The 12,065-nt window shown below is 67.5% G+C and carries 10 protein-coding genes; 6 read left to right on the top strand and 4 right to left on the bottom strand.

Annotation, left to right across the window (positions count from 1 at the left end):
* Window positions 1–61: 61 nt before the first annotated feature.
* Window positions 62–1,534: an MFS transporter gene (locus VG556_RS16530; protein WP_100450659.1), complete on the top strand. Its 1,473-nt coding sequence runs from the start codon at window positions 62–64 to the stop codon at window positions 1,532–1,534.
* 11 nt (window positions 1,535–1,545) lie between these two features.
* On the opposite strand, the gene VG556_RS16535 is transcribed toward VG556_RS16530, so the two are convergent.
* On the bottom strand, window positions 1,546–1,851 hold the full coding sequence (locus VG556_RS16535; protein WP_046432675.1) for a KGG domain-containing protein: 306 nt from the start codon (window positions 1,849–1,851) through the stop codon (window positions 1,546–1,548).
* A gap of 194 nt (window positions 1,852–2,045) precedes the next feature.
* Between VG556_RS16535 and VG556_RS16540 the strand changes: the two genes are divergently transcribed.
* A complete protein-coding gene (locus tag VG556_RS16540; RefSeq protein WP_100450658.1) occupies window positions 2,046–3,530 on the top strand; it encodes a DUF4434 domain-containing protein in 1,485 nt (494 codons plus the stop codon).
* A 4-nt stretch (window positions 3,531–3,534) separates the two neighbouring features.
* On the opposite strand, the gene VG556_RS16545 is transcribed toward VG556_RS16540, so the two are convergent.
* Window positions 3,535–3,999: a MarR family winged helix-turn-helix transcriptional regulator gene (locus VG556_RS16545; protein ID WP_014648520.1), complete on the bottom strand. Its 465-nt coding sequence runs from the start codon at window positions 3,997–3,999 to the stop codon at window positions 3,535–3,537.
* 49 nt (window positions 4,000–4,048) lie between these two features.
* On the opposite strand from VG556_RS16545, the gene VG556_RS16550 reads away from it, so the two are divergent.
* From VG556_RS16550 to VG556_RS16560, 3 genes are all read left to right on the top strand, one after another.
* On the top strand, window positions 4,049–4,960 hold the full coding sequence (locus tag VG556_RS16550; protein WP_049439338.1) for a S41 family peptidase: 912 nt from the start codon (window positions 4,049–4,051) through the stop codon (window positions 4,958–4,960).
* Between the two features lie 98 nt (window positions 4,961–5,058).
* On the top strand, window positions 5,059–5,952 hold the full coding sequence (locus VG556_RS16555) for an NAD-dependent epimerase/dehydratase family protein (RefSeq protein ID WP_423180033.1): 894 nt from the start codon (window positions 5,059–5,061) through the stop codon (window positions 5,950–5,952).
* A 211-nt stretch (window positions 5,953–6,163) separates the two neighbouring features.
* A complete protein-coding gene (locus tag VG556_RS16560; RefSeq protein ID WP_100450657.1) occupies window positions 6,164–8,695 on the top strand; it encodes a methyl-accepting chemotaxis protein in 2,532 nt (843 codons plus the stop codon).
* A gap of 78 nt (window positions 8,696–8,773) precedes the next feature.
* On the opposite strand, the gene VG556_RS16565 is transcribed toward VG556_RS16560, so the two are convergent.
* A complete protein-coding gene (locus VG556_RS16565; RefSeq protein WP_014648516.1) occupies window positions 8,774–9,160 on the bottom strand; it encodes a DUF2628 domain-containing protein in 387 nt (128 codons plus the stop codon).
* 217 nt (window positions 9,161–9,377) lie between these two features.
* Between VG556_RS16565 and VG556_RS16570 the strand changes: the two genes are divergently transcribed.
* Window positions 9,378–9,548, top strand: a complete 171-nt coding sequence (locus VG556_RS16570; RefSeq protein WP_005419553.1) for a hypothetical protein — start codon at window positions 9,378–9,380, stop codon at window positions 9,546–9,548.
* A 60-nt stretch (window positions 9,549–9,608) separates the two neighbouring features.
* On the opposite strand, the gene VG556_RS16575 is transcribed toward VG556_RS16570, so the two are convergent.
* A complete protein-coding gene (locus VG556_RS16575; RefSeq protein ID WP_100450656.1) occupies window positions 9,609–11,654 on the bottom strand; it encodes a TonB-dependent receptor domain-containing protein in 2,046 nt (681 codons plus the stop codon).
* Between the last annotated feature and the right edge of the window lie 411 nt (window positions 11,655–12,065).

Raw genomic sequence — 12,065 nt, forward strand, 5'->3', positions numbered from 1 at the left:
CATTGACTGACGGTCAGTCAGCAGGCTACGATGCGCGCACGCTCCCTCCCGGCATCCGCACATGCAACGCTTCCGACGGCCGGCCCTGGTGCTGGCGGCCTACCTGGGCACCTTCCTCGCCTCGCTGGACATCAGCATCGTCAACGTCGCGCTGCCGACGCTGCAGCAGGCACTGCACACCGACATGGCCGGGCTGCAGTGGGTGATCAACGCCTATGCCATTGCCCTGTCCGCAGTGATGCTGTCGGCGGGGCCGCTGGGTGACCGCTATGGCCACCGCCGCATGTGGCTGCTCAGCGTGGCGACCTTCACCGTGGGCTCGCTGCTGTGTGCCTGCGCAGGCAGTCTTTCCGCACTGGTGGCGGGGCGGGCGGTGCAGGGGGTGGCCGGCGCCCTGCTGATCCCGAGTGCGATGCCGATCCTCAGCCATGCATTCCCTGATCCGCGCCAGCGTGCACGCGCGATCGGGGGCTGGTCGGCGTTCAGCGCGCTGGCGCTGGTGCTGGGGCCGCTGCTGGGAGGCGAACTGGTGCAGCGCGCAGGTTGGCCCAGCATCTTCCTGATCAACCTGCCGCTGGGCCTGCTTGCACTCGCGCTGGGAGCCTGGGGCATTCCTGAGCGACGGCATCCGCAGCACGCCGCGCTGGACCCGGCCGGGCAGCTGCTCAGCATCGTCGCGCTGGGTGCACTCAGTTACGGCCTGATCGCGATCGGCGAGCACGGCCTGCTGGCACCTTCGACCCTGCTGGCGCTCGGCATCGCAGCATCCGGCCTGGCGCTGTTCGCGTGGGTCGAGCGCCGCGTGGCGCGGCCGCTGCTGCCGCTGGACCTGTTGGCGAAGCCGGGTTTCGGCATGCTCAACCTGGCCTCGTTCGGGCTTGGATTCACCGCTTATGCGAGCCTGTTCTTCCTGTCGCTGTTCTTCCAGCAGGCGCAGGGACATGGGGCTGCGCAGGCCGGTGCGCAGCTGGTACCGCAGTTCGTGCTGATGGCGGTGGTGTCGCTGCTGTTCGGCCGTCTGGCGGCGTGGTTCGGGCTGCATGCCGCGCTGGTGACGGGCTATGCAATGACAGGCATGGCGCTGTGTGCGATTGCCACGTTCGAGCCGACTACAGCGCACGGCCAGGCCAGCGCACTGCTGATGCTGCTCGGCACTGGCATGGGACTGGCGGTACCTGCGACCGGCATGGCGGTGATGTCATGCGTACCGGCCGAGCGTGCCGGCATTGCGTCGGCCACGATGAACGCGCTGCGCCAGGCGGGCATGAGCCTGGGCATCGCGCTGCTGGGCAGCCTGATGGGCCTGCGCGCGGTACGCCAGTTCACTGCGACCGCGCAGGCGGCAGGGCAGCCCGCAGTGGCCGCACAGGCGCGCACGCTGATCCTGCAGCCGTCGTCACTGCTGCCGGGGACACAGATACTGGCCTGGTACCGCGGCGCGATGGCCAGCGGTTTCGGCTGGGCGATGGCTGTCGCGGGCGTGCTGGCCCTGTTGGCGGCGCTCGCCCTGTACCGCCAGTGCAGGCGCGCCTGAGCACGCTGCGGTCAGCCCTGCTGGCGTTGCGGCCCTTCCTTCGTCGGCGCGGGTTCGGCCGCGTGCTGCCGCTGTTGCCGTGCATTGGCGTGGCGCGCGTGCCCGCCTTCGCGGCCGATCGCTGCCATGTGCTGGCGATTGCGGCTGATCGCCTCGCCGCCCTTGCGGCCTGCCACGCGTGCCTCGGCCGGGCTGAACTCATGTGCATTGCCGGACGCATGCGCGGCGCGTCCACCCTTTGCGGCAATCGCGCGCTGCTTGTCCCGGTCCATCGAAGCGAAGCCGCGATGGGAGGTGCCGTGATGCTGGTCAGCCATGTGAAGGCTCCCGGTGCATGGAAGGGGAGCTCATCCTTGCGTGTGCCCGGCTAAGGCAGTGTCCGCACCGGCGGTGCTGCCCTCACGCCACGCCGCACTGGCTTTCACGGCGCAACTACGCCGCTGCGCGATGAGCGCCGCGTGGCTAGGATGGACCGGCATGGCGGATGACCGCCCAGACAGGAAAGGACGCCGTGAACAGATTCGGATGGCTTGTACTGCTGGCCTGCGCTGCACCGGCCCATGCGGACACTGCGCTGCTGAGCGGCAGTTTCGTTCACTTCGGTTACTCGTCCACCGATGAGCAGCTGCCAGCGGCGCAGCTGCCGCTGTTCCTCGACGAACTGCGGGACCTGGGCAACGACACGCTCATCATCGGCCAGACCCGCGCCACCCGTGCCGGCGTGGGCTGCGCCAGCAGCGCGCAGGATTTCGAATGGATCGCCGGCTTCCCGGCCAAGCTGGGCACGGTGCTGGACGCGGCCGCAGCGCGTGGGATGAAGGTCGTGGTCGGCACCACCTACAGTTCGGGCCAGTGTGCGGCATTCTGGCAGGGCTCGAACGCTGCAGCGGTGGCGCAGGACGCAGCGCAGTCGATGGCGCAGCTGGCCCAGCAGTACGCGATGCATCCGGCATTCGCCGGCTGGTACATCACCGATGAGCCCGCGCAGGTACCGGCCGAGCGTGCGTCGTTCTATCGTTCAATCGTTTCCACACTGAAAGCGGCGACGCCGTCCAGGCCGGTGATGGTGGCGCCCTATCTGGCATCCTCCAGCGTCGACCCGGCCAGCGTGGCCAGTGCTGCGCTACGGTTTCGCTCTGCCACGGGGGTCGACGTGCAGATCTGGCAGGACGGCATCGGCGCGGCGTCGCACGCGAAACTGTTCCAGTGGGATCGACCGGGCTATTCCACCGAGCAGTACTACCAGGCGTTGTCGGCGCAGCTGGGCGCCAGCGCTGTGTGGGCCGACATCGAGCTGTTCAACCATGGCAGCCCGCTGTTCCTTGATACCGGTAACGGCCTGTCCGGTGCATACCGGTCGGCGTCGGTGCAGCGCATCAACCAGCAATTGTGGAGCGCGCGTTCGGCTGGCAAGCGCGTTGCCTGGCTCAACCAGTACCACATGTCCGAAGTGGTTGGCCCCGGCCAGGGCTACGGCGAGGCGCCGCGGATGATGAACACCTATCGCGGGTTGTACGGGTTGGGTGCCTCGTACCTCGTCGATCCGGTGCAGACCACCTATCACTACAGCGTGGCGCCGGCGACCAGCTATCCCGACGGCAGCGGCCATGAGCTGTTCGACCGCCGGGTAGGCGACCCGCGCAATCCGATGGACGCGGGTTGGGTAGGCGTGCACGGCAACGTCAGCATCACCATCGACCTGGGCCAGCGCCGACGGGTGGACTGGATCGGCCTGCACACGATGACCCGCCCGGCCTGGGGCATCGTCACGCCGACGTCGGTGGAGGTGATGTGCGCCGAGCCCGGAACTGCCGCCGTAACGATCGGCACGCTGTCGGCACCCTTCACCCAGTCCGGCGTGATGGGCTCGACCGAAGAGGAGTACGTGCTCGGCAATGCAGCCCCCCTGGCTGCGCAATGCCGCACGCTGGAGCTGCGCGTGGCCAACGGCAGCTGGACATTCCTCAGCGAGATCGAGATGGCTGCAGAGCAGTAACGCCTCAGCGCCGGCGGGCGTCCTGCAGGCGCTGTGCGAAGGGCCGTTGTTCGAGCGCCACCAGTGCTTTGCGCAGCACCTGCTCCAACGACTGCCCCAGATCGGCATCGAGGCTGCGTGCCGCCACTGCGGTGGCCTGCCATTGCGCCTGCAGCACAGGCATCGCGCGCTGCGCGCGCGGGCTCAACTGCAGGATGCGTTCGCGCCCGTCGTCACCATTGGCAGTGTGCAGCCAACCATCGCGCACCATCGCCGCCACGGTCTGGCTGAGCGCCGAATGGCTGAGCCCGCAGGCCAGCGCGAGGTCCTTGATCCGGCAGGGGCCCTGCGCCATCAGCGTGCGCAGCACCGGCGTGTAGCGCGGCCGGTAGTCCAGTTGCAGGTGCCGGTAGGCCTGCTCGACGGCCGGGTCCAGCTGGTCGAGCAGGGCGCGCAGCAGGGTACCCAGTGTGGCGTGTTGGAGATCCATGAGTGGGATGATATATAAGCGCTTATATATCCTCAATGCGGGGTGGATGATGGCGGTCTCCTGGATGCTCGGCGCGCTGCTGGCGACGGCCTGCCCGGCGCAGGATGCGGTGCTGCAGGCGGCCGCCAGCGCCGTGCAGGCGCAGTACCTGGACGAGGCGGAGGCCGCCCGCATCGCCGATGCCCTGCGCAGCTGGTCGGCGCAGCAGCGCTATGCGGACAGCTGTTCGGATCCTGCTGCGTTCAGCGCACGCCTGAACCAGGACCTGGACATGTTCGATGGCCACTTCCACGTTGAGCGCGTGGACGCAGCTGCCGGCCAGGACGACTGGTTGATGGCCTGGCGTGCCGATGCCCGCAGCAATGGTGCCGGTGTGCGCGAGGTGCGGGTGCTGGAAGGCAACATTGGCTACCTGCGGTTGAGTACCTTCTATCCGCTGGATCTGGCGCGGCCGAAGTTCGCTGCGGCCTTCACGCTGCTGGCCGACACCGATGGCCTGGTGCTGGATCTGCGCCAGAACGGGGGAGGCGACGATGCAAGTGCCGACCTGCTGGTGCGCACGCTGCTGGACGCGAAGATCGGCGCGGTGCAGCAGCTGGACCAGCGTGGCCGGCGCACGCCGGTACCGCTGCCGCCTGCCAGCCTGCCTGTGTACCTGAAGCCGCTGGTGGTGCTGATCGACCGGCGTACCGGTTCGGCGGCCGAGTTCGTCGCCTATTCGCTGCAGGCCCTGGGCCGCGCGCGCATTGTCGGCACGCGCAGTGGCGGTGCCGCGCATATGTTTGGTGATCCTGTGCTGCTGCCCGATGGCTATCAGATCAGCATTCCCGACCGGCAACCGATCAATCTGCGCACCGGCGGCAATTGGGAAGGCACCGGCGTGAGGCCTGATGTGGCCGGCGGCGACGATCCGCTGTTCATCGCGCGGCAACTGCTGGCGCCTGCGAAGTCGTCTAGATGAACGCACGATTGCAGGGCTGTCCTATCGCAGATGCGCGAATGCATGCCTAGAATCGAAGCATCCCGGTAGTTCCCGGGCGCTTCGAGTGAATGGACTCAATGAAGATTCTGTTGACCGGCAGTTCCGGGCGCATCGGGCGCGCGATCTTCGGTGCGTTGGCGGCCGCCCACGAAGTGGTGGGGCTGGACCGCAGCCCGTTCGCCACCACGCGCATCATTGCCGATGTCACCGATCGCCAGGCGGTCACGCGTGCGGTGCAGGGCGTGGACGCGGTCATCCATACCGCGGCCCTGCATGCTCCGCATGTCGGCCTGGTGCCGGACGCGGTATTCCAGCAGATCAACGTGGAGGCAACCGCGCACATGCTGCAGGCCGCACGCGAAGCCGGCGCACGGCGTTTCGTGCTGACCAGCACCACCGCCCTGTACGGCCATGCCGTGGTAGCCGGTGGCTGCCGTTGGATCGATGAAGACACCGAGCCGCTGCCGCGCACGATCTACCATCGCACCAAGCTGCAGGCCGAGACCCTGGCTGAAGCTGCCGCCACGCCGGGCTTCAGCGTTCGCGTGCTGCGCATGGGCCGGTGCTTCCCGGAACCGCCCGAGCGCATGGCGATGTTCCGCCTGCATCGCGGCATCGACGCCCGCGATGTGGCCAGCGCACACGCTGCACTGCTGCTCGACGAAGGCGCCCGATTCGCCCGCTATCTCGCCTGCGCACCGACGCCGTTCCGGCGCGAGGACTGCCTGGAACTGGCCACCCACCCGCGCAGCGTGCTGGCCCGTCGCGCGCCGCAGCTGCTGGCCGAGTTCGAACGCCGTGGCTGGCCGCTGCCATTGAGCATCGACCGTGTCTACGACAGTGCCCGCCTGCGCAGTGAGCTGGGCTGGCAACCGTGCTTCGGGCCGGATGACGTGCTGCAGCAGTATGCCGTCGGCAGCATCGAGGTACTGCCGCGCGCGCAGTGGATCAAGGACCGCGTGGCCGAGTGAGGCCATCGCGACGGACGGGTGGCTGACCCGACCCTGAGCAGATTCAGGAATGTGCAGGCCGGTCGCCTCAACCTCGTTGGCGGGCGGCCGCTAACCCGGTGCGCTTCCAGCGCCGGGCCCGCCCGGCGGCCGGTGGCCTGCGCGACGGATCGCGCGCCTGCGCGGTGCCTTCGTGGTGCCGGTCGTCCTGAACTGCCTTGCGGACCCTCCCATGCCTTCTTCCCGTTCCGCCGCTGCCCGCCGCCCGGGCAGCATCGCCCACAAGCTGATGCTGGGCACCGCCGCGATCGCGCTGCTGTGCTTCGGCCTGACCGCGTTCCTGATCTACCGACAGGCCAGCGCCAGCCTGATCAGCGCCTCGCGCCAGACCATGACCAGCGAGGCGACCGCTGAGGCGCGCCAGGTGGCGGCCGATCTGGGCACCGCCTTTGCCAGCAACGATGCCATGGTTGAAAGCGTGCTGGCCCAGCGCGCCCGTGGTGACGTGCCCGACCGCGCCAGCTTGGCGGCGGTGCTGGGCGAGCAGCTGCGCGCCCATCCCGAATGGCTGGGCAAGAGCACCATGTGGGAGCCCGATGCCTTCGACGGCAAGGATGCCGAGTTCGTCAACACCGAGGCGCACGATGCCACCGGCCGCTACATGAGCTACTGGGCCTGGCAGGAGGGCAAGCCGCAGCAGTCGGTGATGACCGATTACACCGAGACCGCCAGCGGTTCCGGTGACTGGTACATGGTGCCCAGCCGCGACAAGCTGCCGAAAGTGAGCGAACCGTATGCCTATGACATCGCCGGGCAGCAGGTGCTGATGAGTACGCTGAGCACGCCGATCATCGAGAACGACAGGTTCCTCGGTGTCTTCACCGTCGACTTCTCGCTGGCAGCGTTGCAGAAGCACCTGGCCACGCTGAAGCCGATGGGGGCCGGCCGCGTCGAACTGCTGTCGCCGAAGGGCGTGGTGCTGGCCTCGGCCAATGCCGCCGAAATCGGCAAGCCTCGCAACGACGCACTGACCCGCAGCATGCTGGCCGAGATCGCCGCCGACCGCCCCTTCGAGGCCTTCAGCCCCGATGCGGCCGGCAACGTGCGCGTGTATGTGCCGCTGCGCGTGGGCGATGCCCCGCAGCGCTTCGCGCTGGGCGTGGTGATGCCGCATGCGGTGATCGTGGCCGAAGCGCGCCAGCTGCTGTGGCTGACCCTGCTGGTCGGCGTGATCGCCGCGCTGACCCTCAGCGCCGGTGTCTACATACTGCTGCGCCGCCTGGCGATCCGCCCGCTGGCCGAAGCGGTGCGCGTGGCCGGTGACGTCGCCGCCGGCAAGCTGGACAGCACCCTGCCGGCGCGCAGCAACGACGAAGTGGGGCGCCTGCTGGACGCGATGCAGGGCATGCGCGGCCAGCTGCAGGCGGTGATGGCTGCGCAGGCCGAAATGGCGCGCCGCCACGATGCCGGTGAACTCAGCTACCGCATGGATGCCGCGGCGTTCCCGGGCGAGTACGGCCGCATGGTGGCCGACAGCAACCAGCTGGTGGCCTCCAGCAACGCGGTCACCCAGCGCCTGGTTGAAGTGATGCAGCGCTATGCCGTCGGCGACCTCAGCGTGGACATGGAAGCACTGCCGGGCGAGAAGGCGGTGTTCACCGCTGCGATGGCAACCACCAAGCGCAACCTGGCCGCGATCAACGAGCAGATCCAGCAGCTTGCCGCTGCGGCCGCCGCCGGTGACTTCGCCGTGCGCGGTGATGCACTGCGCTTCGACCACGATTTCCGCCGCATGGTGGAGACCCTCAACACCATGATGGAAGTCAGCGACCACAACCTGGCCGCACTGTCGACGCTGCTGCGCGCGATCGCCGGCGGTGACCTCAGTACCCGCATGCAGGGTGACTTCCATGGGGTATTTGCGGTGATGCGCGACGATGCCAACAGCACCGTGCAGCACCTGACCCAGATCGTCGGCCAGATCCAGCAGTCGGCAGCCAGCATCCGCCTGGCCGCCGGTGAGATCGCTGCCGGCAACAGCGACCTGTCGCGCCGTACCGAACAGCAGGCTGCCAACCTGGAAGAAACCGCCGCGTCGATGGAAGAACTGACCTCCACCGTGCGCCAGAACGCCGACCACGCGCTGCAGGCCAACGCGCTGGCCGGTTCCGCGGCGGGCGTGGCCAGCGAAGGCGGCCAGGTGGTCAGCCAGGTGGTGCACACCATGGAGCAGATCGAGGCGTCTTCGCAGCGCATCGCCGAGATCATCTCGGTGATCGATGGGATTGCGTTCCAGACCAACATCCTGGCGTTGAACGCAGCAGTGGAAGCGGCGCGCGCCGGTGAGCAGGGCCGTGGCTTCGCCGTGGTTGCCAGTGAAGTGCGCGCGTTGGCGCAGCGTTCGGCGGGTGCTGCGAAGGAGATCAAGGAGCTGATCGACGCCTCGGTGGCCCAGGTCGGTGCCGGTGCGCAGCTGGTGCACGGCGCGGGGCGCACCATGCAGGACATCGTCGGTCAGGTCGGTCGGGTCAACGAGATCATGGCCGAGATCTCGGCCGCGTCGCGCGAACAATCGGCCGGCATCGAGCAGGTCAACCAGACTGTGGTGCAGATGGACGAAACCACCCAGCAGAACGCCGCGCTGGTGGAGGAAGCCAGTGCCGCCGCGCGTGCGATGGAGGAGCAGGCCGAGCAGCTGGCGGTGGCGGTGTCGCGCTTCCGCCTGCAGGCCGAGCCGGCGGCCGTGGCACGCCGCGCGGCCTGATCGCGCAAATGAAGACGCCCGGCGGGGGCCGGGCGTCGGTTGCATCCTTGCCGCGCATCCCTGCGCCGGTCTGATGGCTTAGAACATTCCTTCAAACGGGTTCCAGCTGGCGCGACCTTCCACCTTCTCCAGGTAGTAGCTGTAGTTGGTGCTGGAGGCGACCAGCAGATTCATCGCGATGAACAGCATGCGCCCGACGACGTCGGGAAGGAACATGCTGACGATGGCCAGCGCGATGTTGATGCCGATGACCACCAGCGCCTTGCGCCACATGCCCAGGATCAACAGGTAGATCGCACCGAAGAACAACGCGAAGAAGTTCAGGTTGATCTTCAGGCGGTCACCGAACGACAGCGCCTTCCAGGCCTGCTTGAAACCGGGATTCTTGGGCGCGCCATGCTGGCGGAAGAAGTTGAAGCGGAACTGCCACTTCGGGCTGAACTGGGACAGGTCAGTGGTATTCATTTGGGGGAAACATCCCTGTGAGAAAACGTTTTCATGATAAGGCAAGTCCTATTCAGGATCCAAGGGCTGCCGTCAAAAATGTGACGCGTGCCGTGTTCCACGTGCTGCGGCCGGGTGCCGCACCGTCACCCGCCCGCCTTGTTTTTAGGATAGGGTGCGCAGTTCCGCTGCCGCCCCGGTTGGACCCGTGCGGCGGCGGGATGTCCATGGAGGTTGCATGACCACACCTGCTACACCGGAAAACGCACCGGGACCGGTGCTCCTGCCGACACCTGAAGTGGTGCAGGCACAACAACTGCTCGCACGCCAGCAACTGGCGGTGGCGATGGACCGTGCGCGCACGGCCGCCACGCGGGACGCGGCACCGGCCGCGCTGGAAAGCGAGTAACCCGCAATACCGTCGATCGCGCTGGCATGTCGCCAGCGCGATCACGGCGCGTGCCGCCGGTCAGAAGCGCGCGGTCATGCTGAGGAAGTAGCTGCGCCCGGCGACGAAGTAGTCGGTGGAGCCTTCCGCATACAGCTTCCTGTCGGCCAGGTTGCTGACGCCACCGCGCAGGGTCAGCACCTCGTTGACGTTCCATGCGACGGTCAGGTCATACAGGGTGTAGGCCTTGAGGAAGGTCGTGGCGGTGCCGGTCTGCTTGCCGGTGTACTGCGCCGACAGGCTGCCGGAGAACACCGTATTCGGCGACCAGTCCAGCGACGAGTAGCCGGAGAATTCCGGCGTATCGATCAGGTTGCGGCCGGTGGTCAGGTTCCTGGCTTCCTTCATCCAGGTTGCCGAGGTGCGCCAGCGCCACTGCTCGCCGAAGCGGACGTTGAAGTTGCCTTCCATGCCGCTGGTGCGCGCGCGCTGCACGTTGCTCATGCGCGTCCACCAGATGCCGTTGAAGCGGCCCAGCGGTGCGTATTCGATCTTGTTCCGGAAGTCGGTGTGGAAGTAGGTCACGCCAACATCGATCAGGTCATTGTCGAAGCTGATGCCGATCTCGCGGTTGGTGCTGGTTTCCGGATCCAGGTCCGGGTTGCCGGCCATGTAGCACCCGCCGCGGGTATAACCCAGCGGGATCAGCGAGGTGCAGCCACGGCCGCCGGACTGGGTGGCAGCGGTGGCCGAATTCTCGGTCAGGCTGGGCGCACGGAACCCCTTGGAGACGCCACCGCGGATGGTCCACTGTTCGGCCGGATGCCAGACCAGGTACGCACGCGGGCTGACGTGGCCGCCGAACTTCTCATGGTGGTCCAGGCGCGCGCCCACGGTCAGGGCCAGGGTGCGGTGCAGCTTCAGTTCGTCTTCGACAAACAGCGCCCAGGTATCCACTTCCAGGCTGGAGCCGCTGACGGCGTTGCCGGCGTAGTCGATCGGCGCGCGGCCGATGGTATCGGTGTTGGTCAGTTCCTGGCGCTTCCACTGCCCACCCACGGCAAACTGGTGTTCAACGCCCAGGGTGAACGGCGTGGTCAGGCTGCCTTCGATGATCGTGTCGGTGGCCTCTGAGCGGCCGGTGGCGCCGATGTCGTTCTTGTATTCGGTCCAGTACGCGCTGAGCCTGGAGGTGCCGAAGCTCCACGTGCCATCGTGGTTGAGCGCCAGCGAGCTGCGCTTGAGCTCACTGGCTCCCCAGGCGCCTTCGTCCTGCTTTTCCAGCGACGCATCGATGAAGGCCTGCTGCACGCCATGGCCGGCTTCCAGCGACAGTTCCTGTGCGTCGCTCAGCTTCCACTGCAGCAGCGCATCGACAGTGCGGTCCTTCTCGCCGGCGTAGGCATTGCCGTAGACACCGTGGTTGGACTGGTCCGAATCACGGCGCATGCTGTTGGCACCGATGCGCAGGCCGAAGCGTTCGCCCAGTGGGCCGGAGAAGGTCGCGCCGATCTGCTGGGTATCGCCGCGCTTGCCATCACCGGGACGGGTGTAGCTGTGGGTGGCGCTGCCGTTCCATTCGTCGCCGATGCGCCGGGTGATGATGTTGATCACCCCGCCCATGGCGTCGGAGCCGTACAGCGAGGACATCGGCCCACGCACCACTTCGATGCGTTCGATCTGGTCGGGCGAGATCCAGTTCAGGTCCTGGCGGCCGAGGTCGGGGCGGTAGTTGGTCGCGGCCGAGCTGCCCATGCGCTTGCCGTCCACCAGCACCAGCGTGTAGTTGGACGGCATGCCGCGCAGCTTGATCTTGGACTGTTCGCCGACGGCGCTGAGGCCGCCGGTCACGCCCGGCACGCGGCTGAGCAGGGTGGCCAGGTCGGGAACCGGCTGGCGCTCGATGTCCTCACGGCTGATCACGCTGATGCTGGCCGGGGCATCCTTGATCCATTGCTGGCTGCCCGAGGCGGTGACCACCACGGTATCCAGATCCTTGGTGGAGGCATCGGCGCCGGCCTCTGCAGCGGCCAGGCCTGGCAGGGCCAGCAGGCAGGCGGAGGCCAGGGCAGGGGCCAGGCGGGTGCGCGGCAGGCGCGCGGAACGGGAACGGGACGATGGGGACATGGCGGCTTCCATGGGAGGTGGGGTGACCCGGTGGAAGCAGCAGGCGCAGGCAGACAGCAGGCAGCCACCCTTCCGTGGGTCGTCGGTGCGCGCGGTGTGGACCGGCGCAGCTGGGTGGGTCGCGGCCGTGCGGAAGACGGTGACCTGCCTGGTTAATGAAATGATAACCGTTCGCGTTTGATACGATCCAGTACCCGGGGCGATGCAGTGACATCTGGCCATCCCCCGACGTGATCGCCTGCTATTTGCTGAATGGGGATAAATCCCGGCGTAGGCCTTCGCACCCGGCTTACATTCAGCGCCCTAGACTGGGCCGCATTTTCGATTCCGCCCCGTTGGAGATCGTGTGGGTTCCGGTAGTGACAGACATCGACTGTGCGGCCTGAAGCCGACACAGTCTGGACAAGTGCG

Source organism: Stenotrophomonas sp. CASM106 (assembly GCF_049384825.1).
Taxonomy (GTDB): Bacteria; Pseudomonadota; Gammaproteobacteria; order Xanthomonadales; family Xanthomonadaceae; genus Stenotrophomonas; species Stenotrophomonas muris.

Excerpts from the sequence above, each read along its gene's own strand:
- VG556_RS16555 (WP_423180033.1), top strand. The coding sequence starts at position 5,059 with ATGAAGATTCTGTTGACCGGCAGTTCCGGGCGCATCGGGCGCGCGATC.
- VG556_RS16535 (WP_046432675.1), bottom strand. The coding sequence starts at position 1,851 with ATGGCTGACCAGCATCACGGCACCTCCCATCGCGGCTTCGCTTCGATG.
- VG556_RS16530 (WP_100450659.1), top strand. The coding sequence starts at position 62 with ATGCAACGCTTCCGACGGCCGGCCCTGGTGCTGGCGGCCTACCTGGGC.
- VG556_RS16570 (WP_005419553.1), top strand. The coding sequence starts at position 9,378 with ATGACCACACCTGCTACACCGGAAAACGCACCGGGACCGGTGCTCCTG.
- VG556_RS16545 (WP_014648520.1), bottom strand. The coding sequence starts at position 3,999 with ATGGATCTCCAACACGCCACACTGGGTACCCTGCTGCGCGCCCTGCTC.
- VG556_RS16550 (WP_049439338.1), top strand. The coding sequence starts at position 4,049 with ATGGCGGTCTCCTGGATGCTCGGCGCGCTGCTGGCGACGGCCTGCCCG.
- VG556_RS16575 (WP_100450656.1), bottom strand. The coding sequence starts at position 11,654 with ATGTCCCCATCGTCCCGTTCCCGTTCCGCGCGCCTGCCGCGCACCCGC.
- VG556_RS16565 (WP_014648516.1), bottom strand. The coding sequence starts at position 9,160 with ATGAATACCACTGACCTGTCCCAGTTCAGCCCGAAGTGGCAGTTCCGC.
- VG556_RS16560 (WP_100450657.1), top strand. The coding sequence starts at position 6,164 with ATGCCTTCTTCCCGTTCCGCCGCTGCCCGCCGCCCGGGCAGCATCGCC.